Below are 22653 nucleotides of genomic sequence, written 5' to 3' on the forward strand. Positions count from 1 at the left end.
GAGAGGAACCAAGACCATGACCGCGATGGACCTCTATCTGAAGAACCGCCAGGCCCTGATCGACGGCCACGCCTATGACCCGTCGACCGAGCGCGACGCCTGCGGCGTGGGCCTGGTCTGCGCCATCGACGGCCAGCCGCGCCGCGAGGTGGTCGAACTGGCGATCAAGGCCCTGAAGGCCCTCTGGCACCGGGGCGCGGTCGACGCCGACGGCAAGACCGGCGACGGCGCCGGCATCCTGGTCAGCGTCCCGCAGGACTTCTTCGTCGACCAGGTGCGCCGCACGGGCCACGCCCTGCGCCCCGGCCCGATCGCCGTCGGCCAGGTCTTCCTGCCACGCACCGACCTGGGCGCCCAGGAGCTGTGCCGCACGATCGTCGAGGCCGAGGCCCTGCGTTTCGGCTTCTATATCTACGGCTGGCGCCAAGTGCCGGTGAACACCGCCGTGATCGGCGAGAAGGCCAACGCCACTCGTCCGGAAATCGAGCAGATCATGCTGGCGCCCCCTCCCGGCCTGGACGGCGAGGCGCTGGAGCGCGCCCTGTTCCTGTGCCGCAAGCGCATCGAGAAGCGCGTGCACGGCCAGAACGTCACCGACTTCTACATCTGCTCCTTCTCGGCCAAGTCCCTGATCTACAAGGGCATGTTCCTGGCCGAGCACATCGACGAGTTCTATCCCGACCTGAAGGACGAACGCTTCGCCGCGGCGGTGGCGATCTTCCACCAGCGCTATTCGACCAACACCTTCCCGCAGTGGCGCCTGGCCCAGCCCTTCCGGATGCTCGCCCATAACGGCGAGATCAACACGATCAAGGGCAACATCAACTGGATGAAGTCCCACGAGATCAAGATGGCCGCCCAGGCCTTCGGCGAGTTCGGGGACGACGTGAAGCCGGTGATCCAGCCGGGCGGCTCGGACAGCGCCAACCTCGACAACACCTTCGAGGTGCTGGTGCGCGCCGGCCGTGACGCGCCGATGGCCAAGGCCCTGCTGGTTCCGGAAGCAGCCAACCCGAAGATGAAGGCCGCCCACAAGGCGCTCTATTCCTACTGCAACGCGGTGATGGAACCGTGGGACGGCCCGGCCGCCCTGTGCGCCACCGACGGCCGCTGGGTCGTGGCCGGCAAGGACCGCTCGGGCCTGCGCCCGCTGCGCGTGGCCTATACCGACGACGGCCTGGTCATCATGGGCTCGGAAGCCGGCATGTGCGGCGTCGAGGAAAGTCGCATCACCCGCAAGCTGGCCATCTCGCCGGGCCGCATGATCGCGATCGACCTGGCCGAAGGCCGCCTCTATGGCGAAGAAGAGATCATCGACGAACTGGCCGGCCGCCACCCCTACACCGAGTGGCTGGGCAACATGGTCGATCTGGAGAAGGAGATCGGCCCCGGTCCCGAGCCGCGCAAGTACGGCCGCGAGGAGCTGACCCGTCGCCAGGCCGCCGCCGGCTATAGCCTCGAAGACCTGGAAATGATCCTCGCCCCCATGGTCGAGGAAGGCAAGGAAGCCGTCGGCTCGATGGGCGACGACACCCCGCTGGCGGTGCTGTCGGAGAAGTACCGCCCGCTCAGCCACTATTTCCGCCAGAACTTCAGCCAGGTGACCAACCCGCCGATCGACCCCCTGCGGGAAACCGGCGTCATGAGCCTGAAGACCCGCTTCAAGAACCTTGGCAACATCCTGGCGCAGGACGCCGCACAAGCGGATGTCTACGTGCTGGAAAGCCCCGTGCTGACCACCGGCATGTACGAGCGCGTCCACGCGCTGCTGGGCGAGAAGAACGTCGCGGTCATCGACTGCACCATGCCGCTGCCGGCCGAGGAGGCCCGCGCCGGCGACGCCCTGCGCGCCAACCTCGATCGCATCCGCGCCGAGGCCGAGGACGCGGTCCTGCGCGGCTGCGGCGCCATCGTCCTGACCGACGAGGCCAGCGACGCCGAGCGCGTGGCCCTGCCCATGATCCTGGCTACCGGCGGCGTCCACGCCCACCTGGTCGCCAAGGGCCTGCGGTCGTACGTCTCGATCATCGTCCGCTCGGCCGAGTGCCTGGACACGCACTATTTCGCGGTGCTGGTCGGCGTCGGCGCCACGGCGGTCAACGCCTACCTGGCCCAGGAAAGCTTCCAGGACCGCCTTGAACGCGGCCTAGTCGGCGACAAGTCGCTGCGCGACGTCTGCATCAACTTCAAGACGGCCATCGAGGGCGGCCTGCTGAAGATCATCTCCAAGATGGGCATCAGCGTCATCTCCTCGTACCGCGGCGGCTACAACTTCGAAGCCGTCGGCCTGTCGCGCGCCCTGGCCGCCGAGTTCTTCCCGGGCATGCCCTCGCGAATCTCGGGCATCGGTTTGGCCGGCATCGAGAGCAAGGCCGTCGAGCTGCACCGCAAGGCCTGGGGGACGCCCGCCGTCACCCTGCCGGTCGGCGGCCTGTACAAGGCCCGCCGCTCGGGCGAGGCCCACGCCTTCGAGGCGCGCCTGATGCACACCCTGCAGACGGCCTGCGATACCGGCGACTACGAGCTGTACCGCCGCTGGAGCAACGGCCTGCGCACGCAGAAGCCGATCCAGCTGCGCGACCTCTTGGACTGGCGCTCGGACCGCAACCCGATCTCGACCGACGACGTCGAGAGCGTCAACGAGATCCGCAAGCGCTTCGTCACGCCGGGCATGAGCCTGGGGGCCCTGTCCCCCGAGGCCCACGGCGCCCTGAACATCGCCATGAACCGCATCGGCGCCCGCTCGGTCTCGGGCGAGGGCGGCGAGGACAGCGCGCGCTACAAGCCACTGCCCAACGGCGACAACCCCAACAGCGCCATCAAGCAGGTGGCGTCGGGCCGCTTTGGCGTCACGGCCGAATACCTGAACCAGTGCGTCGAGCTTGAGATCAAGGTCGCCCAGGGCGCCAAGCCCGGCGAAGGCGGCCAGCTGCCCGGCTTCAAGGTCACCGAAATGATCGCCCGCCTGCGTCACTCCACCCCTGGAGTCATGCTGATCAGCCCGCCGCCGCACCACGACATCTATTCGATCGAGGATCTGGCCCAGCTCATCTATGACCTGAAGCAGATCAACCCGATCGCGCGGGTCACGGTGAAGCTCGTCGCCGCCACCGGCATCGGCGCGATCGCGGCCGGCGTCGCCAAGGCCAAGGCCGACGTGATCCTAGTCGCCGGCGGCGTCGGCGGCACCGGCGCCTCGCCCCAGACCTCGGTGAAGTACGCCGGCGGTCCGTGGGAGATGGGCCTGTCGGAAGCCAACCAGGTTCTGACCCTGAACAACCTGCGCCACTCCGTCGTCCTGCGGACCGACGGCGGCATGCGCACGGGCCGCGACATCGTCATCGCCGCCATGCTGGGCGCCGAGGAGTTCGGCATCGGCACGGCCTCGCTGGTGGCCATGGGCTGCATCATGGTGCGCCAGTGCCACTCCAACACCTGCCCGGTCGGGGTCTGCACCCAGGACGAGGCCCTGCGCGCCAAGTTCACCGGCACGCCCGACAAGGTCATCAACCTCTTCACGTTCATCGCCGAAGAGGTGCGCGAGATCCTGGCGGGCCTGGGCTTCCGATCCTTGCAGGAAATCGTCGGCCGAACCGACCTCTTGGCCCAGGTCAGCCGCGGCGGCGAGCATCTCGACGACCTCGACCTGAACCCGCTGCTGGTCCGCGCCGATCCTGGCGCGAACAAGCCCTACTGCACGGTCGAGGGCCGCAACGCGGTGCCGGACACGCTGGACGCCCAGATCGTCCGCGACGCCGCCCCGCTGCTGGAGCGCGGCGAGAAGATGCAGCTGACCTACACGGTCCGCAGCACCGCCCGCACCATCGGCACCCGCACCTCCAGCCACATCGTCCGCAAGTTCGGCATGAAGGGCCTGCCTTCCGGCCACCTGACCGTCCAGCTCAAGGGCTCGGCTGGCCAGAGCCTGGGCGCCTTCGCCGTCCAGGGCCTGCGCATCGAACTGACCGGCGAGGCCAACGACTATGTCGGCAAGGGCCTGTCGGGCGCGACGATCGTGATCAAGCCGGCGCGTGGCCTCGCGGCCCCGGAGACCAACACCCTGATCGGCAACACCGTGCTGTTCGGCGCCACCTCGGGCCGGCTGTTCGCGGCGGGCCAGGCCGGTGAGCGCTTCGCGGTCCGCAACTCGGGCGCCGTCACGGTGGTCGAGGGCTGCGGCGCCAACGGCTGCGAGTACATGACCGGCGGCCAGGTGGTGATCCTGGGCCCGACGGGGAACAACTTCGGGGCCGGCATGACCGGCGGCATGGCCTTCGTGCTGGACCAGCACGACCGGTTCGAGGCCAACATCAATCCCGACAGCATCCTCGTCCAGCGCCTGGCCTCGCCCTACTGGGAAGGCGTGCTGCGCTCGCTGATCGCCGAGCACGCGCGCGAGACCGACTCGGTTTTCGCCGCGACCCTGCTGCGCGACTGGGACCGCGTCCGCGACCAGTTCTGGCAAGTCTGCCCGAAGGAGATGGTCAACCGCCTTCCCCAGCCGCTGGCGGCGGAAGAGGCCGTTCACGAACGCGCCTGATCGCTTTAAGCGTTGAAGATGGAGCCGCCGCGAGAGCCTGACCGGCTTTCGCGGCGGTTTTCGTTTCAGCGCAACGCCCGAAGCCTCGCGGCCTCCAGAGCCTTCAAGCCCTCGAGGGCGCGGACGAACGGCGCCTGGGAGATCGTCACCGAGCCCGCGCGCGGCCGATCGAGATCCAGGATCAGGGTGACCGCTAAAGAGACCAGGACGAACAAGGCCAGTGACGCCACCATGTGCCGTCGCCCGGCGGAGGCCATACCGTAACCCAGCATCGCCGCCGCGACCCAGGCATAGACGACTAGAGAGCGAAGGATCGCGTCGGGCACGTGCGCCTCCAGCGCCGCCTGGCGCGAGGAGGCCAGATCGAACAGCTCGTTGGTGGTCTCCAGCAACGCGGGATTGATCGTCGCGGCCGGCGCGGCGCGCACGGCCGGCATGAGATCGGCCCAGAGCCGCGCCTGCAGGGCGTCCGTCTCCGCCTCGGCGGCGGCGAGCTTTTGGCGGTCCTCGCCGGCGGCGAAGAAGTCCTGGCGCGCCTGACCATAGGCCACGACGCCCTGGCTCAGCCGGCCACGGAACGGCTCGTCCAACGCCTGGACGCGCAGGTAGGTGGTCGAAAGCGCATTGGCCTCCTCCAGGACCAACGCGCGACGCGCCTCGTAGCGATCCGAGGCCATCGAGAAGGTGAAGGCGATCAAGAGGCCCAGCAGCGCCAAGGCCGCCGACAGCAGATGCCCAGCGCCCATCGTCTCGTCGCTTGCGCCCATGCGCCGCCCGCAGCGATAGCCGATCTCCTGCATCAACAGCAGGCTGGCGGCCAAGACGGCTCCCAGCAGCGGAAGCGGCAAGGCGGACAGGTTGATCATGGCGGCCTCCGACCCATGTTCCTCGGACTACAGGTCAAGCTTGGACTTCTGGCAAGCGCCTGGGACCTTGCGCGCGGGGCGCTGAAGCCGCGTTATGCGGCGGGCTGAACGAACGGAGCCGTCCGACATTCCATGTCCATGCGCGCCTTCGCCCACCTGCTCGACCGGCTGTCCCTGACCAGTTCGCGCAACGCCAAGCTGACGTTGATCGAGGACCACCTGCGCCAGACGCCGGACCCCGATCGCGGTTACGCCCTGGCGGCGCTGACCGGCGCGCTGTCATTCAACGCCGCCAAGCCAGCCTTCATCCGCAAGGCGGTCGAGGCGCGGATGGACGCCCAGTTGTTCGGCTGGTCCTACGACTATGTCGGAGACTTGGCCGAGACCGTCGCCCTGGTCTGGCCCGCCAAGCTCGGCGCGAACCGGCCACCCGAGCTCTCCGAGGTGATCGACGCCCTGCACTCCACCTCCCGCGCCGAGGTCCAGCGGCTGATCGAGGGGTGGCTCGACGCCTTGGACCCCGACGGCCGCTGGGCCTTGCTGAAGCTGATGACCGGCGGCCTGCGCGTCGGCGTTTCCTCGCGCCTGGCCAAGCAGGCCTGCGCCAATTTCGGCGGCGTCGAGATCGGCGAGATCGAAGAGGTCTGGCACGCGATGAGCCCGCCCTATGGCGACCTCTTCGCCTGGCTGGAAGGGCGCTCGGAGCGCCCCTCGCCCGACGCGCCGGGACGCTTCCGGCCGGTGATGCTGGCCCAGCCGATCGACGAGGCCGTCGACTTCGCCAAGCTCGATCCGGCGGACTACATCGCCGAGTGGAAATGGGACGGCATCCGGGTTCAGGCGGTCAGCGAACGGGGTGGGCGCAAGCTCTACACCCGCACCGGCGACGACATCTCCGCCAGCTTTCCCGACGTGATTGACGCCCTGGACTTCGAAGGCGCGATCGATGGCGAGCTGCTGGTCCTGCGCGACGGCGCCCTGGCCCCGTTCGGCGACCTGCAGCAGCGTCTGAACCGCAAGACCGTGGACGGCAAGCAGCTGGCGAATTTCCCCGCCGGGATCCGGGCCTATGACTTGCTTCTGGACGGCGAGGAGGATCTGCGCGCCCTCCCCTTCGTCGAGCGGCGGGCTCGCTTGGAGACCTTCGTCGGCCGTCTCAAGACCCGTCGGATCGACCTGTCCCCTCTGCAGCCCTTCGGAACTTGGGAAGAACTGGCCGCGCTGCGCCTGGATCCGCCCGAAGGCGACGCCCGCCTCTCCGAGGGGCTGATGCTCAAGCGCCGTGACAGCGTCTACGAGCCGGGCCGCCCGAAGGGCCCCTGGTTCAAGTGGAAGCGGGACCCGCACCTGATCGACGCGGTGTTGATGTACGCCCAGCGCGGCCACGGCAAGCGCTCGAGCTTCTATTCCGACTACACCTTCGGCGTCTGGCGCGAGGACGAGGAGGGGCGTCGAAACCTCACCCCGGTCGGCAAGGCCTATTTCGGCTTCACGGACGAGGAGCTGAAGCAGATCGACAAGTTCGTCCGCGACCATACGATCGAGCGGTTCGGTCCCGTGCGCTCGGTGCGCGCCGACCTTGAGTTCGGCCTTGTGTTCGAGGTCGCCTTCGAGGGCCTGCAGCGCTCGACCCGCCACAAATCGGGCGTGGCGATGCGCTTCCCGCGCATCAACCGAATCCGCTGGGACAAGCCCTCTCGCGAAGCCGATGAACTCGCGACACTGGAGGCGATGCTCGACTAGGCGATGGGGCCTGGGCGCCTATATAGGCCGCCAAGCGTCGTCTCGCGTCGCGGCCGGATCGGCCGCCAGGCGCTCGCCCGGAGTCTCGCATGACCCAAGCCTCGGAAGCCGGCGGACTGAGCCGTGGCCTGACCCTCGCCATGGCGACCGCCACGGGGATCGGCGTCGCCAACATCTACTATAACCAGCCGATGCTGGGCCTGATGCTGCGCGACGTGCCCAGCGGGCTGACCACCATGGTCCCGACCGCCACGCAGCTGGGCTACGCCGCGGGCCTGTTTCTGCTGGTCCCGTTGGGCGACCTGGTCGAGCGACGCCGGCTGATCGTGCTGCAGTTCCTGGCCCTGGCGGTCGCGCTCGTCGCGGCGGCGATCGCTCCGACGGCGGGTCTGATGATCCTGACATCGCTGTTTGTTGGCGCGGCCTCGACCGTCGCTCAACAGATCGTCCCGTTCGCCGCCCACCTGTCCTCGCCAGAGCGACGCGGCGCGACGGTCGGAACGGTCATGGCCGGCCTGCTATGCGGCATCCTGCTGAGCCGGACGCTCGCCGGCTTCGTCGCCGAGCACGCTGGCTGGCGGGCGATGTTCTGGCTGGGCGCGCCCATGGCCCTGGCCGCCGGCGCCTGGATGGCCGCGAAGCTGCCGCGCAGCCATCCGCAAGCGGGGCTGTCCTACGGCGCCTTGCTGGCCTCGCTGGGGCGGCTTTGGACCGAATTCGGCGCCCTGCGCCTCGCCGTGGTCACCCAGGCCCTTCTGTTCGCGACCTTCACGGCCTTTTGGACAACCCTGGCCCTGCGCCTTCAGGAGCCGCGCTTCCATCTCGGCGCCGACGTCGCCGGCCTGTTCGGTGTGATCGGCGCCGTGGGCATTCTGGCCGCGCCCTTGGCGGGCCGTATCGCCGACAAGCGCGGTCCGCGCCCGATCATCGCCCTGGGCGCTGGCTTGGCGCTGGTCTCGTGGCTGGTCTTTGGCCTGTGGACCGCGATCCCGGGGCTGGTCGTCGGCGTGATCCTGCTGGACTTCGCGGTGCAGAGCGCCCTCGTCTCCAACCAGCATGTCGTCTACGCGCTGCGGCCCGAAGCCCGCTCGCGGATCAACACCGTCTTCATGGGCGGCATGTTCCTGGGCGGCGCGGCCGGCTCCGCGGCCGCGGCCTTCGCCTGGAAGAGCGCGGGCTGGACCGGTGTCTGCGCCCTGGGCGTGAGCCTGACGGCGGCGGCCACCGTTCTTCAACTGGTCAACCTCGCCCGCCGCCGAGCGCTGAAGGCCGCTTAGGCCCCGAACGACTGGATCGCGTCAATGATCTTCCGCTGGTCGGCTTCGCCCAGATAGGGGTGCATCGGCAGGGCCAACACGGTCTCGGCCTTAGCCTCCGTGACCGGCAGGCCGCCCGCGCCGCGCGGGAAGGCCGCGTAGGGGGCCTGCACGTGCATCGGCACCGGATAGTAGACGGCGGTCGGGATCCCTTGAGCCTTCAGATGCGCGGCCAGACCGTCACGATCACGGTGCTCGATCACATACTGAGCCCAGACCGAAACGCCGCCTTCGATCACCGCCGGCGTCGAGATCACCGCGCCCTTCAGGCCCTCGGCGTAGCGGTTGGCCACGACCTGCCGCAGCGCGATCTCCTCGGCGAAGATCGCCAGCTTCTCGATCAGGATCGCGGCTTGGATCGTATCCAGGCGCGAGTTCATGCCGATACGGGTGTTCAGATATTTCGGGTCGTGATCGAAGGTCTTGCCCGCCAGGTCCGGGCCGACGGCCTTGCCGTGGACGCGGTAGCTGTCCATCAGGTCCCAGAGGGTGGCGTCATTGGTCAGCACCGCGCCGCCGTCGCCGTAACAGCCCAGCGGCTTGGCCGGAAAGAAGCTGGTGGTGGCGACGTCCGCCCAGTGCAGCGGATGCTTGCCATCCAGCGTGCAGCCGAAGCCCTGAGCGCTGTCAGCGATCAGCTTCAGGCCTTCGCGATCGCAGATGGCCTTGATCGCCGGATAATCGGCGGGTTGGCCGAAAAGGTCGACGGCGATGACGACCTTGGGCGTCAGCCTGCCCTCGGTCTTCACGCCGGCGATGGCGGCTTCCAGCTTGGCCGGGTCGAGATTGTAGGTATCCGGCAGGACGTCGACGAACACCGGTGTGGCGCCGACCCACGGCACGACTTCCGGCGTCGCCGCGAAGGTGAAGGACGGACAGAACACCGCGTCGCCCGGACCGACGTTCCAGGCCATCAGCGGTAAGGCGATCGCGTCGGTGCCGTTGGCGCAGGACAGGGCCCGCTTGGCCTGGCCGAACTCGGCGAGCTTGGCCTCGAACTCCCGCACCTGCGGGCCCATGACATAGGCGCCGCTGTCCAGCACCTTGGCGATGGCGGCGTCGATCTTGTCGCGGATCCGGCGCTGCTGCGCGCCGAGGTCGATGAAGGGCATGCTCATGGGCGGCGCTCTTAGTCTTCGTTCAGGGCGAATTCGAGCCAATTGATGTAACCGACTGTTTCCACTGGCTTGACCCGCCGCTCCGAAGCGGAACCATAGGCCCAGCCGCGCCGTTGCCCGAACGCGCGGGGGCGCCTATCGAGACCTTCATGCAGACTAAGCCCAGTCCGATCCCGGCCAACACGCCGCTGCCGTCGCTGATGAACGTCAAGGCGGACGAGACCATGTTAGGCCACTTCCTGGACTGGCTGGGCAAGCTGGCCGTCAATCTCGTGGTCGCCGGCCTGATCCTGGCGGTAACCTTCTGGGCCGCGGGTTGGGCGGCGCGGTTCATGCGGCGGACGCTCGGCCGCGTGCACCGAAGTTCGCCGGACCCCACGCTGGAGAGCTTCAGCGCCTCGCTGGCGCGCTATGCGGTGATCGCGGTCGGCCTCGTGGCCGTGCTTCAGCAACTGGGCGTGCAGGCCACCTCGATCCTGGCGGTGCTGGGCGCGGCCTCGCTGGCCATCGGTCTCGCCCTGCAAGGCGCTCTGTCGAACGTGGCGGCGGGCGTGATGATCCTGCTGTTCCGGCCGTACCGCCTCGGCGACGTGATCGAGACCGCGACGCGCCAGGGCACGGTCAAGTCGCTGGACCTGCTGTTCACCGAGATCGCCACGCCGGACAACGTCAAGGTGATGATCCCCAACAGCAAGGTGTTCGGGGATGTGATCCTGAACTATTCGACCCATCGCCATCGCCGGGCCGACGTGCTGTTCAAGGTGCCGCTGAAGACGGACCTCGTCCTCGTGCTCAAGCGCCTGCGCGAGCGCGCCGAGAACGATCCTCGCATCCACCAGGACCCCGCGCCGATGATCGAGGTGACCGACCTTTCGGAACTCTTCGCCCAGGCGGCGATCAGGGTCTGGACCTCCGCGGCGGACTTCGGGCCCGTGAAGACGGACCTGATGCTTTCGGCCCACCTGCTGGCCGAGAACCCCGAGCGCGCCGACCTGCCGGCGCCGCGCCCCTCCAAAGCCACGGACCCCTCTCCCGCCATGCCCGGCGAGGGCGAGCACCACCTGCTGAGCTTGATCAAGACGCGTCGCAAGCGTTCGACGGGGACAGCGTCCAAGCCCGAAGCCTAGGTTCGATGAGCCACGCCGGCGAAAGCCGCGGCCTGTCGATCGAAGCCGGCTGCGCCTACTGCATCGACGGAACCGGCGTCCTGCAGGACTTTTCAAAGCGTTTCGAGCGCATGGCGCAATAGCGGGAGCGCCGTGGCGACCCGCGCGCGCAGGCCCAGCAGGAGACCATCGCTGACATGGCCAAGATGCCAGCCTGAAAAGATCATCCAGAGGGGCTGGCGCGCAAGGTCGGCTAGGCCGCGCCCTGGCAGTGGGTCCATTCCTGCGCGAACTTCAGGCTAAGACCCGCCTCCTCGAACACCACACGGCGAAGCTGCCCCAGGCGCTCGGGCGCGTCGTGGATGATCACGAACGGAAAGCCGTTGTCGGACAGGAAATCGTGCAGGAAGCGCGAGAACCGATCGGCCTCTTCGGGCCCGGTAAGGCGGACTTCGGTCTCGGCGATCTGGGGAACCATGAGCGTGGCCCTCTGTGAGCGGACCACTTTTAACGCGCGAACTCGCCGCTGCGAACCAGCTTCGCTATAGCGAAATAAACTGTGATCACTTGATCGCTTCACGGGCGAGCCAAACGCCCGCCCGGAAACGACGTAAAGCCTTACAGGATGGACTGCCCCGTCGAGGCCCAGTCCTTCAGGAACTGCTCCAGGCCCTTGTCGGTCAGCGGGTGCTTGTAAAGATCCGTGAACACCGCCGGCGGGATCGTCACCACGTCGGCGCCGACGATGGCGGCTTCCTTGACGTGGGTGGCGTTGCGCACCGAAGCGGCCAGGATCTCGGTCTCGTAGCCGTAATTGTCGTAGATCGCGCGGATGTCGCGGATCAGGTCCATGCCGTCGAAGCCGTAGTCGTCCAGGCGGCCGATGAATGGCGAGACGAAGGTCGCCCCGGCCTTGGCGGCCAGCAGCGCCTGGGTCGGCGAGAAGCACAGCGTGACGTTGGTCTTGATCTCTTCGTCGGCGAAGGCGGCGCAGGCGATCAGGCCGTCGCGTGTCAGGGGGATCTTCACGACGACGTTCGGCGCGATCGCCGCCAGTTTCTTGCCTTCGGCGATCATGGCCTCGGCGGTGGTCGCGGCGACCTCGGCGCTGATCGGACCCGGGACGATGTCGCAAATCTCGGCGATCACCTCGAGCATGGGACGGCCCGACTTAGCGATCAGGGTCGGATTGGTGGTCACGCCATCGATCAGGCCGGTGGAGGCTAGGTCGGCGATGACCTTGGTGTCGGTGCTGTCGAGGAAGATCTGCATGGTCGCTCGCGCTGGATTTCTTGGGGAACTCGTCCCGGTTTATCGCGCGCGCGGGCGGGACGCCAGCCGCTAGACGGCCAGACCGGAAGCGATCAGCCGATCCGCCGTGCGCTCAACCGCCGCGCGCCAGGGCTCGGGCTCGAAGCCGAAAACGGCGCGCAGCTTAGCGGTATCGAGCGGCGACCGCGGCGGCCGTGGCGCGGGCTCGGCGAAAGCCGCCTGCGTCGTGGGCTCGATCCGGGCTCGCGCCTGCGGATCGCGGTCGATCGCCGCCTTGGCGAAGTCGAAACGGCTGGTCTCGCCCGCGTTGGCGAAGTGAAAGAGACCGAACGCCGGGTCATCCGCCGGCGCGCCGGCCCAGCGCGGCGCGGTCGCGACCAGAAAGGCGGCCAGGGCCTCGCCGTCCGTGGGCGAGCCGAACTGGTCAGCGACGACCCGCAGCACATCGCGCTCCCGCGCCAGCCGCAGCATGAAGCTGACATAGTTGCGGCCGTAGCGGGAAAAGACCCAGGAGACACGCAGCACGACGGTGCGGGGATGGGCCAGTACAGCCTGCTCGCCGGCCAGCTTGGAGCGACCATAGGCGTTGATGGGCCGCGCTTCGTCGGTCTCGACATAGGGGCGATCCGTCACGCCATCGAACACCGCGTCGGTCGAGAGGTGGACGAACGGCAGACCCCGCGCCGCGCAGGCCTCCGCCATCACGTCCGGCGCGATCGCGTTGACGGTAAACGCTTCGTCTGGACGCGCCTCGGCGGGATCGACCTGGGTGAAGGCGGCTGTATTGAGGACGAGATCGCAGTCGGCCTCCCGGATCGCCTCCCGGATTTGCTCAGCGTTCTCGAGGTCGCATTCGGCGCGGGATAGCGCGGTCACCTCGACGCTTTCACGGGCGGCCGCCTGGACGGCGGTGGCGACCTGCCCAGTCCTGCCGAACTGCAGGACCTTCATTTCAGTTCTGGAACGCGATCGCCGAGCACCTGGGCGACGAAAGCCCGCAGGTTGCCGCCCTTGAACAGATAGCCAGGCATGCCGGCGCGGTTGCCCGCCTCCACGTCGATGTGACGATCGCCGATGATCACGGCCTCTTCCGGCTTCAGGTTCCAGTCGGCCAGCCCCCGCAGGATCATGCCCGGATTGGGCTTGCGATCGGGGTGATCGGCCACGCGATAGGCCTCCACGATCGCCGCTTCATGGAAGGGGGAATAGTAGAAGGCGTTGATCTGTCCGCCGAGCTCGGCAAGCTGGTCCTGCATGGCGTCGTGGAAACGGTCCATGGCCGCCTCGTCGAAATAACCCCGGCCGATGCCCGACTGGTTCGTGACGACCAGGACTTTCAGGCCCGCCTTGCTGATCGCCGCCACGGCCTCCCGGGCGCCTTCTATCCAGTCCAGCCGTGCTGGATCAAAGACATAGCCGTGATCGATGTTCAGGACGCCATCGCGGTCCAGGAACACGGCCTTCAGGGGCGGAAGATCAGAGGCGCCGGTCATGCCTTGAGCAGTACCGCGCGCGAAACGAATTCGCCAGACCACTGTCTTGGCTCGACACGGATTGCGCTCTAGAAGGACCTATATCTCAGGGAAATTCCTCGATGACGAACGCCCTCGCCGACGCCGCCCGCCTGCGCGACCGCCTCAAGACCTGGGCGACCGAGGCGGCCTACCCACTTTGGTGGACGGTCGGGGCGGACCACGAAAAGGGCGGCTTTTTCGAGAAGCTCGACCTCGAAGGCGCGCCGGTCGACGGCCCACGCCGAGGGCGCGTCCTGCCGCGCCAGATTTTCTCGTTCGCCATCGCTGGCGATCTCGGCTGGACCGGCCCTTGGCGCGAAGCTGTCGAGCACGGACTGTCGTTCTACCTCTCCGCCTACCGCCGCCCCGACGGCCTTTTCCGGACCCTGATCGGCCCGAACGGCGAGAGCCTGGACGAGACGGCGGAGCTTTACGACCAAGCCTTCGCCATGTTCGCCCTGGCGGGCGTCGCCAAGGCGCTGCCGGCGCGCGCGGCCGAGGCCAAGGCGATCGCCGTCGAGGTGCGCGAAAAGCTGATCACCGAGCGCAAGCATCCGGTCGCGGGTTTCCACCAGTCCAACCCGCCGACCGCGCCGCTGCAGTCCAACCCGCACATGCACCTGTTCGAGGCCATGCTGGCCTGGACGACGATCGACGACGATCCGGCCTGGCGCGCCCTGGCGGACGAAATCGCCGAACTGGCGCTCGCCAAGTTCATCGACGGCAAGAGCGGTCAGCTGCGCGAATTCTTCGACCTGGACTGGAACGCCGCGCCGGGCGTCGAGGGCCGCATCTGCGAACCGGGGCACCAGTTCGAGTGGGGCTGGCTGCTGCTGCGCTGGGGCAAGCTGGCCGGCCGCCTCGACGCAACCAAGGCCGCCTTGCGCATGATCGACGACGCCGAGTCCAAGGGCGTCGACCTGGCGCGTGGCGTGGCGATCAACGCCCTGCTCGACGATTTCTCGATCCATGACAACGGCGCGCGGCTTTGGCCGCAGACCGAGCGGATCAAGGCCGCCGTGCTGGCGGCCGAGATCACGGGAGAGGCCAAGTACTGGGACATGGCCGCCGCCGGCGCGGAGGGTCTGCTGACCTATCTGCGGACGCCGGTCCCAGGCCTGTGGCGCGACAAGTACCAGCCCGACGAGACCTTCGTGGAGGAGCCGGCGCCGGCCAGCTCCTTCTACCATATCGCGCTGGCGATCCTGGAGCTCGACAGGACGATCAGCGCGCAGGCGTAGGCGAGACCTATCGCGGGCGAGTGACCAGCAGGGTCGCCGCCCCGATGGCGCGGGCGCGCACCTCGTCCTCCAGAGGGACCACCGCACCGGCGGCGTAGACGTCGCCGTCCATCTCGAGAACGCCCTCGAGCACCTGGATCGTCGACGCCGGCAGGACGAAATCGTCGCCTGCCGAGGCCCGTCGCAGTTCGACGTCGAACCCGTCGGTCGAGACGAGGGTCTCGGTCCCGCTGGGCGAGGCGCTGCGGCGCGAGGCGATCGAACGCCCCTTGGCCTTGAGGCCGTCGACGAGCGTCTTGACCGCCTGGCTGTCCTTGCGATGACAGACCAGCACCGCGTCCGGCTCGACCACCACGACGATGTCGCTGACGCCGATCACGCCGACATAAGGGCCCGTGGAGCGCACCAGCACGCCCGTCGCGCCGTGCAGGTCGACGTCGCCGGCCCGGGCGTTGCCCTCGCCGTCGCGGGTCGAAGCTTCCCAGATCGCGTCCCAGGCGCCGAGGTCCGACCAGGCGAAGGCGGCGGGCACGACAGCGGCCTTCTGGGTCCGCTCCATGACCGCGTAGTCCAGCGAGATCTTCTTGGCCTGGGCGAAAGCCTCGCGATCAAGTCGGCCCACGCCCGCCTCGAGCTCCAGGTCCGCGACGCAGGCCTTGGCGGCGGCGGCCACCGACGGCTCGAACGCCTCGAACTCGCCCAGCAGGGTCGCGGCCTTGAAGGCGAAGTTGCCGCTGTTCCACAGATAGCCTTCCAGCAGATAGCGCTCGGCGGTGGCCTGATCCGGCTTTTCGACGAACGCGGCGACCTCGCGCACCGAACCATCCAGCAGCGGCACCCCAGGACGGATGTAGCCGAAGCCGGTGGCCGGAACGGTGGGCTGGACGCCGAATGTGACGATCAGGCCCTCTTCGGCCGCCCGCGCCGCCGCCAGCGCCGCTTGTTCAAAAATCTCCGGCTCGGAAATGTGGTGATCGGCCGCCAGCATCAGCACCACGCCGTCCGGGTCTTGACGCTCGACATAAGCCGCGGCGGCGGCCACCGCAGGCGCGGAGTCGCGCGCTTCCGGCTCGACCAGGATCGTGGTCCAGGCGCCGATCTCGGCGGTCTGTTCGGCGACGAAGCCGACCATGGCCTCGCCGGTGACCACCACCACCTCGGCCACGCCGGGAATGTCCTTCACCCGCAGCACCGTCTCCTGGAACGAGGAACGGTGGCCGACCAGCTTCAGGAACTGTTTGGGTTGGTCGCTTCGCGAGGCGGGCCACAGACGCGTGCCCGAACCGCCGCACAAGATCACTGGATAGATCGCAGCCAAGACTTAATCCCCACACTCTTCAGTCTTTGCCCCTGATAGGGTGTTATTGCGAAGGGTGCTTAAAGGGAAAGCCGCCAGTAACGAAGAGTTTTCGTCAGTCTGGAACGCCAGCGTGCAGTTCGGCCACCCAGGCGTCTGCCGTGGCGTCCGACGGCATCCGCCAGTCACCCCGCGGCGAAAGGGCGCCGCCGGACGATATCTTCGGCCCGTTCGGCACGGCCGAACGCTTGAACTGATTGGCGAAGAAGCGTTTCAGGAACAGCTCCAGCCAGCGCTTGATCTCCGGCAGGTCATAGGCGCGGCGGGCGGTCTCGGGCAGACCGACCGGCCAGCCGCCCTCCTCCGCGTCATGCCAGGCGCTCCAGGCCAGGAAGGCGATCTTGGACGGGGCCATGCCGTAGCGGGTCATATAGTAGAGATTGAAATCCTGCAGGGCGTAGGGGCCGACGAAGCTCTCGGTCGCCTGCACCTCTTCGCCCGGAACCAGCTCCGGCGAGATTTCGGTGGCGAGAATGTCCTCCAGCAGGGCCGTGGTGCTCGCATCCACGTCGCCGGAGTGGGCGACGAAGCGGATCAAGTGCTGGATCAGCGTCTTGGGAACCCCGCAGTTGGGGTTGTAGTGGCTCATCTGGTCGCCGACGCCGTAGGTGCACCAGCCCAGCGCCAGCTCCGACAGGTCGCCGGTGCCGACAACCATGCCCTTGAAGTGGTTGGCCAGCCGGAACAGGTAGTCGGTGCGCAGGCCCGCCTGGACGTTCTCGAACGTCACGTCATAGACGGGCTCGCCCTTGGCGAACGGGTGGCCAAGGTCGGCCAGCATCTGCTTGGCCGCCGGGCGGATGTCGATCTCGTCGGCCGTGACCCCCATGGCCTTCATCAGCGCCCAGGCGTTCGACTTGGTGCGATCCGAGGTCGCGAAGCCCGGCAGGGTATAGGCGCGGATGTCCGACCGCGGGCGGCCCAGCTGATCCATGGCCTTGGCCGCGACGATCAGGGCGTGGGTCGAGTCCAGGCCGCCCGAGATGCCAATCACCAGGCTCTTGGAGCCCGTCGCCTCGACCCGCCGCGCCAGCCCCTGAACCTGGATATTGTAGGCTTCGTAGCAGTTCTCGCGCAGCTTGGCGGGGTCGGACGGCGTGAACGGGAAGCGCTCGATCCCTCGCGCCAGGGCCAGGTCCCCGGCCGGCGCCTGGAAGTCGAACGGGACCACTCGGAACGGAACCCTGGGCGGGGCCAGAGCCATCGAGTCGCCGAAGCTGCCGACCCTCATCCGCTCCTGCCGGATCCGCTCGACGTCGACATCGGCGAAGGTCCAGGCGGGTCCCGTCGAGAACCGCGCGGTTTCAGCCAACAGCTGACCCATCTCGTGGATATCGACATGACCGTCCCAGGCCAGGTCCGTGGAGCTCTCGCCCGCGCCGGCGGCGGAATAGACATAGGCCGCGATCGCCCGCTCCGACTGGCTGGCGCACAGCAGGCGGCGGGTCTCGGACTTGCCGATCGTGATGTTGCTGGCCGACAGGTTCAGCAGGATCTCGGCGCCGGCCAGGGCCTGGGCGGTGCTCGGCGGGTTGGGCGTCCAGACGTCCTCGCAGATCTCGATCCCGACGGTGAACGGCGTCGGACCGGCGGCGCGGAACAGGACGTCCGTTCCGAACGGGACGGATTGGTCGGCCAGGCTTAGCGTCTTGCCGGCGACCCCGGCGCCGGGCGTGAACCAGCGGCGCTCGTAGAACTCCCGGTAGTTGGGCAGGAAGCTCTTGGGAACGACGCCCAGCACCTTGCCGCCCTGGATGGCGACGCCCGTGTTGTAGAGACGGCCCGCATCACGCAGCGGGGCGCCGACGACGATCATCGGCGAGAGCTTGCGGCTCTCCTCGGCCAGGGTCGCGATCGCCGCCTCGACCGCGTCCAACAGGACCTCCTGCTGCAGGAGGTCGTCGATTGTGTAGCCAGTCAGGCCCAGCTCCGGAAACACGATCACCGCGACGCCGGCCTCGTGCGCCTCGCGCGCCAAGGCCAGGATGCTCTGGGCGTTCGCGGCGGGATCGGCCAGCTTCACCTTCGGCACGGCGGTCGCCACCCGGACGAAGCCATGGCGATAGGGCGAGAAGAACGACGGACTACCCAAGCGACCGGCCTTTCCCATCTGACGGCCCCTTATGCTGAAAGTGAGCATAAGGCGAGCTCCAGCTATAACGCCTGCGGAGCCTGTTGCATAGCGCCCACGGCGGGCGTTCGGCTCCCGGATAAAGGCCGTGTCGCGGGTTGACCCCTCCGGGTTCCCATGCGACTGCGCCGATCGCGCAGCCCTGCAAAACAAAAACAAGACGGAACTTCCATGCCCGTTTCGCCCATCAAGATGGCCGACGCGATCCGCGTCCTTTCCATGGACGCCGTGCACAAGGCCAAGTCCGGCCACCAAGGCATGCCGATGGGCATGGCCGACGTGGCGACGGTGCTTTGGAGCAAGTTCCTGAAGTTCGACGCCTCCAAGCCCGACTGGGCCGACCGCGACCGTTTCGTGCTGTCGGCCGGTCACGGCTCGATGCTGCTCTATTCCCTGCTTCACCTGACCGGCTTCAAGGCCGTGACGATGAAGGAGATCGAGAACTTCCGTCAGTGGGGCTCGCTGACCCCTGGCCACCCGGAAGTCCACCACACGCCCGGCGTCGAGACCACGACCGGTCCGCTGGGCCAGGGCCTGGCGACCGCCGTCGGCATGGCGATGGCGGAAGCGCATCTCGCCGCCCGCTTTGGCCATGATCTCGTCGACCATCGCACCTGGGTGATCGCTGGCGACGGCTGCCTGATGGAGGGCGTCAGCCACGAAGCCATCAGCATCGCCGGCCGCCTGCGCCTGAAGAAGCTGACGGTGCTGTTCGACGACAACAACACCACCATCGACGGCGAGGCCACGATCTCCGAGACCGGCGACCAGGTCGCCCGCTTCAAGGCCGCCGGCTGGGCGGTTAAGGTTGTCGACGGCCACGACCACGGCAAGATCGCCGCCGCCCTGCGCTGGGCCACCAAGCAGGACCGCCCGACCATGATCGCGTGCAAGACGCTGATCTCGAAGGGCGCGGGCCCCAAGGAAGGCGACCCCCACAGCCACGGCTACACCCTGTTCGACGACCAGATCAAAGCCGCCCGCGAGGCGATGGGCTGGGACGCCGCGCCGTTCACCGTGCTCGACGACATCGCCAGGGCCTGGAAGAGCGTCGGCCGTCGCGGCGCCAAGGTTCGCAAGGCCTGGGAAGGCAAGCTGGCCGCCTCGATCCAGGCCAGCGAGTTCAAGCGCGCCATGGCGGGGGAACTGCCGGCCAACGCCTTCGAGGCCCTGGACGCCCACATCGCCAAGGCCCTGGAGACCAAGCCGGTCAACGCCACGCGCGTCCACTCCGGCTCGGCCCTGGATCACCTCGTCCCGGTCATCCCCGAGATGATCGGCGGCTCGGCCGACCTGACCGGCTCGAACAACACCCTGGTCAAGGGCATGGGCGCGTTCGACACGCCCGACTATCAGGGTCGCTACGTCCATTACGGCGTGCGCGAGTTCGGCATGGCCGCGGCCATGAACGGCATGTCGCTGCACGGCGGCGTGATCCCCTACTCGGGCACCTTCCTGGCCTTCGCCGACTACAGCCGCGCCGCCATCCGCCTGGGCGCGCTGATGGAAGCCCGCGTCATCCACGTGATGACCCACGACTCCATCGGCCTGGGCGAAGACGGCCCGACCCACCAGCCGGTCGAGCATGTCGCCTCCCTGCGCGCCATCCCGAACCTGCTGGTCTTCCGCCCCGCCGACGCGGTCGAGGCCGCCGAGTGCTGGAAGGTCGCCCTGCAGCAGGCCCGCACCCCTTCGGTGATGACCCTGTCGCGCCAGAAGACGCCGCACGTCCGCACCCAGGGCGGCGACCTGTCCGCCAAGGGCGCCTACGAACTCCTTCCGGCCGAGGGCGGCGAGGCGCAGGTGACGATCTTCGCCTCGGGCACCGAGGTCGGCGTCGCGGTCGCCGCGCGCGATATCCTGCAGTCCAAGGGCAAGCCGACCCGCGTCGTCTCGACCCCGTGCTGGGAGCTGTTCGATAAGCAGGACGCCGCCTACCAGGCCGCCGTCATCGGCAAGGCCCCGGTCCGCGTCGCCGTCGAGGCCGGCGTGCGCATGGGCTGGGAGCGCTTCATCGGCGAGACCGGCAAGTTCGTCGGCATGAAGAGCTTCGGCGCCTCCGCGCCGTTCGAGGTGCTCTATCAGAAGTTCGGCATCACCGCCGAAGCCGTGGCCGAAGCGGCGCTGAGCTAAGCTCCGGACGGGGTGGCGTCAGAACGCCACCCCGAACCGCACCGTGGCGACCAGGGCGTGGCCAACGCCGCCGTCGGCGCCTGGATTGCGGACGTACTGAAGGTCCGGCTGGATCGTGACCGGACCGATCTTATCCGAATAGGTCACCTCGATCGCGCTCTCCGCGCGCGTCAGACTCCGCCCTTCGTCCAGGGCGTTGGCGCGGAACTTCCCCGTCAGGAAGGCCTGGTTCGCGCCGACCGAGAAGGCGCTGTCCGGGCGGCCCTCAAAGACGTGCTCAACCAGCAAGCCGGCCTGCCAGCCGCCCCGGAACGCCGTGGTGTCGCCGTCGGAGAGGCCAAGGCGCGCGAAGGCCGTGGTCTTGCGCACGGCGTCTTCGCCTTCGCCCGTCAGCTGGCGCTCCAGCAATACATATGCGCCCTGCGCCGTCTTGGCGGCGGGATGACCGGCGACGGTGATCTCCCGGATGTCCGGCTGTTTCTTGGTGTAGCGCCAGGCCCCGAAGGCCACCTTGCCACGCCCCTGCCAGCCCGCCTCGGCGATGGTCAGCAGACCGTGCTCGAACTCGGTGCAGACGCCGTCAGGATCGCCAAGCACGCCCGCGTGGGCGTTGATCGCCGCAGCCTGGACATAGACCTGTTCGTTCGGCGTCCAGCGAACGCGCGCGGAGAGGGCGGTCGATGGGAAAATGGACGGTCCGTTCGGCCCCGTGGCCGCCAGCTCGGACCCGATGCCGAAAGCCGGCGCCAGCAGTAGCCCGGCGCTGTCATTGGCGTAGAATTCGCTGTTGAGGTCGTAGAGGCCGACGAGGACGGAGGCGTTGTCGCCAAGGCCCTGCTCCACCCAGGCTTCGAACAACCGCGCTCTCTGGCGCGACACCTCGATGTTGTTCACGCCCTGCAAAGTGCCGGCGTCGTCGTTGGGCATGGCGCCGCTGTTGTTCAGCAACAGGACGTGCGCCTTGGCGCCTTTCCAGCCCGCGGCCTTCTCCAGATCGATGTCAGCGCCCAGCTGCAGGTCGTCCAGCACCCGGCCGCGCTTGGCCAGGCCGCCGCTGACGACGCCCGCGACATCGACCGTATACCCTCCGCTCAGAACGATGGCCTCGCCGAGCGCCTCGCTCGCGAGAGCAGGCGCAGCCGCGACAAAGGCGGCGGAAACGATCACTCCGACCTGGAGCGCAAGATTGCGGCGCTGACGCATTCGACCCCCCGACGCCAATCTCATGGGCGTGCTCGAATGCTAGGGCTTCGATATGGGCGATCTTGTTAAGCAAGACTGTGGCGCGTGGTCGCAGCTCGCGCGCGCCCCACCCCACGTCCACGATCGCGCGGCTTCGAGCCAGGCGGCTCGAGCGATTGTCGCGCTTTCGGAGAAATCCTTGGTGGAGCCGAGGATGATCTAGGGATCTAACCAGGACGTCTCATTCCGTCCCAAAACATGTTTATCTTCATATAGTTGATCGATATTCCCGTTTCAGGTAATCTCACTTTGTCCCCTGAAATCCGCATCAAAAGTGTGGGGAAAACGAGGGGAAAATCGGAGGCTCCAGAACAGGGACTTCTAACTTGTCGCTTACAGCCCTGAAGGTGAAGAACGCGAAAGCCGGTCGCCATTGCGACGGGCGCGGCCTGTATCTCGATGTTCAGCCCAGTGGATCGCGGTCGTGGCTTTTCCGTATCCAGTTCCAGGGGGTGCGTCGCGATTTCGGCTTGGGCTCCGTGCGGGACGTTTGCCTCGCCGACGCGCGGATCGCGGCGGCCGAGATGCGTCGGAAAGTCAGGAGCGGGGGTGACCCAGCCGCCGAACGTCGAAGCGCTCGTCGGTCCGTTCCGTCGTTCGAGTCCGCTGCCCGCGCCTGTTACGAGACCTTGAAGGCGGGCTGGAAGGATAGCCGGCAGGGTATTTGGATCGCCAGCTTCGAGCGGCATGTTTTTCCAATGATCGGGTCTAAGCCCGTGGACACGGTCGATGCGCTCGTTGTTCGAGATGTTCTGGAGCCGATTTGGCTGACGGTGCCTGATACCGCCAATAAGGTGCTTCAGCGGATCAATGCGGTTCTCGACTTCGCGCACATCAAGGGCTGGATTAGTAATGAAGTTTCCCTGCGATCGGTCCGCAAGGGACTTCCGCGCCAGAATAACACTGGCTCGCACTATGCGGCGATGCCCTATCAGGATGTGCCAGCCTTCCTCCAAGCAGTTGCGGCGATGCCGCCAACCCTTGGTCGGGATGCTCTGCAACTGACCGTCTACACGGCTTGTCCGCCGTCAGCGCCTTTGAGACAGATTGAGGGTTCCGTTTAGAGGAGGGTTT

The 22653-nt window shown here is 67.7% G+C and carries 16 protein-coding genes; 7 read left to right on the forward strand and 9 right to left on the reverse strand.

Features of this window, described 5'->3' with window-relative positions:
* Positions 1 to 16: 16 nt before the first annotated feature.
* Complete coding sequence (gene gltB / locus AX690_RS03030; protein WP_066687949.1) at positions 17 to 4540, forward strand: glutamate synthase large subunit; 4524 nt, start codon at positions 17 to 19, stop codon at positions 4538 to 4540.
* Between the two features lie 65 nt (positions 4541 to 4605).
* Here gltB and AX690_RS03035 read toward each other — a convergent pair whose 3' ends face one another.
* Positions 4606 to 5406, reverse strand: coding sequence for a DUF4239 domain-containing protein (locus AX690_RS03035; RefSeq protein WP_066687952.1), 801 nt, complete (start codon positions 5404 to 5406; stop codon positions 4606 to 4608).
* A 132-nt stretch (positions 5407 to 5538) separates the two neighbouring features.
* Between AX690_RS03035 and AX690_RS03040 the strand changes: the two genes are divergently transcribed.
* Complete coding sequence (locus AX690_RS03040; protein ID WP_066687955.1) at positions 5539 to 7149, forward strand: cisplatin damage response ATP-dependent DNA ligase; 1611 nt, start codon at positions 5539 to 5541, stop codon at positions 7147 to 7149.
* A gap of 89 nt (positions 7150 to 7238) precedes the next feature.
* Positions 7239 to 8426 (forward strand): MFS transporter, encoded by a 1188-nt coding sequence (locus tag AX690_RS03045; protein WP_066687958.1) that lies wholly within the window; start codon positions 7239 to 7241, stop codon positions 8424 to 8426.
* Here AX690_RS03045 and AX690_RS03050 read toward each other — a convergent pair.
* A complete protein-coding gene (locus tag AX690_RS03050) occupies positions 8423 to 9583 on the reverse strand; it encodes a DegT/DnrJ/EryC1/StrS aminotransferase family protein (RefSeq protein WP_066687966.1) in 1161 nt (386 codons plus the stop codon). The two genes, AX690_RS03045 and AX690_RS03050, sit on opposite strands and share 4 nt — an antisense overlap.
* A 149-nt stretch (positions 9584 to 9732) precedes the next feature.
* Here AX690_RS03050 and AX690_RS03055 point away from each other — a divergent pair, with 149 nt between their 5' ends.
* On the forward strand, positions 9733 to 10710 hold the full coding sequence (locus AX690_RS03055; RefSeq protein ID WP_066687968.1) for a mechanosensitive ion channel family protein: 978 nt from the start codon (positions 9733 to 9735) through the stop codon (positions 10708 to 10710).
* A gap of 232 nt (positions 10711 to 10942) precedes the next feature.
* Here the strand turns inward: AX690_RS03055 and AX690_RS03060 are convergent, their stop codons facing one another.
* The 4 genes from AX690_RS03060 to AX690_RS03075 form a co-directional block, all read right to left on the reverse strand.
* Positions 10943 to 11167, reverse strand: a complete 225-nt coding sequence (locus tag AX690_RS03060) for a hypothetical protein (RefSeq protein WP_066687970.1) — start codon at positions 11165 to 11167, stop codon at positions 10943 to 10945.
* Positions 11168 to 11307: 140 nt separating this feature from the next.
* On the reverse strand, positions 11308 to 11961 hold the full coding sequence (gene fsa, locus AX690_RS03065) for a fructose-6-phosphate aldolase (RefSeq protein ID WP_066687972.1): 654 nt from the start codon (positions 11959 to 11961) through the stop codon (positions 11308 to 11310).
* A gap of 69 nt (positions 11962 to 12030) precedes the next feature.
* Complete coding sequence (rfbD, locus tag AX690_RS03070; protein ID WP_066687975.1) at positions 12031 to 12912, reverse strand: dTDP-4-dehydrorhamnose reductase; 882 nt, start codon at positions 12910 to 12912, stop codon at positions 12031 to 12033.
* Positions 12909 to 13454, reverse strand: a complete 546-nt coding sequence (locus AX690_RS03075) for an HAD-IIIA family hydrolase (RefSeq protein ID WP_066687978.1) — start codon at positions 13452 to 13454, stop codon at positions 12909 to 12911. The genes rfbD and AX690_RS03075 overlap by 4 nt, the downstream gene beginning before the upstream one ends.
* Before the next feature lie 101 nt (positions 13455 to 13555).
* On the opposite strand from AX690_RS03075, the gene AX690_RS03080 reads away from it, so the two are divergent.
* Positions 13556 to 14716 carry an AGE family epimerase/isomerase gene (locus AX690_RS03080; protein WP_066687981.1) on the forward strand — a complete coding sequence of 387 codons (1161 nt, stop codon included), beginning with the start codon at positions 13556 to 13558 and terminating at the stop codon, positions 14714 to 14716.
* 7 nt (positions 14717 to 14723) lie between these two features.
* Here the strand turns inward: AX690_RS03080 and AX690_RS03085 are convergent, their stop codons facing one another.
* Both AX690_RS03085 and AX690_RS03090 read right to left on the reverse strand, forming a co-directional pair.
* Entirely contained in the window at positions 14724 to 16034 is a 1311-nt protein-coding gene (locus AX690_RS03085; RefSeq protein WP_066687984.1) for a mannose-1-phosphate guanylyltransferase/mannose-6-phosphate isomerase, read from the reverse strand.
* 94 nt (positions 16035 to 16128) lie between these two features.
* Positions 16129 to 18165: an NAD(+) synthase gene (locus AX690_RS03090; protein WP_082769468.1), complete on the reverse strand. Its 2037-nt coding sequence runs from the start codon at positions 18163 to 18165 to the stop codon at positions 16129 to 16131.
* 210 nt (positions 18166 to 18375) lie between these two features.
* On the opposite strand from AX690_RS03090, the gene tkt reads away from it, so the two are divergent.
* Positions 18376 to 20337, forward strand: coding sequence for a transketolase (gene tkt, locus AX690_RS03095; RefSeq protein ID WP_066687988.1), 1962 nt, complete (start codon positions 18376 to 18378; stop codon positions 20335 to 20337).
* An 18-nt stretch (positions 20338 to 20355) separates the two neighbouring features.
* On the opposite strand, the gene AX690_RS03100 is transcribed toward tkt, so the two are convergent.
* Positions 20356 to 21540 carry a carbohydrate porin gene (locus AX690_RS03100; RefSeq protein WP_066687990.1) on the reverse strand — a complete coding sequence of 395 codons (1185 nt, stop codon included), beginning with the start codon at positions 21538 to 21540 and terminating at the stop codon, positions 20356 to 20358.
* Positions 21541 to 21905: 365 nt separating this feature from the next.
* On the opposite strand from AX690_RS03100, the gene AX690_RS03105 reads away from it, so the two are divergent.
* Positions 21906 to 22643, forward strand: a complete 738-nt coding sequence (locus AX690_RS03105) for an integrase arm-type DNA-binding domain-containing protein (protein WP_066687993.1) — start codon at positions 21906 to 21908, stop codon at positions 22641 to 22643.
* Positions 22644 to 22653 lie beyond the last annotated feature (10 nt).

Origin of the sequence: Caulobacter sp. CCH9-E1 (assembly GCF_001556515.1) — a bacterium.
Lineage (GTDB): Bacteria > Pseudomonadota > Alphaproteobacteria > Caulobacterales > Caulobacteraceae > Caulobacter.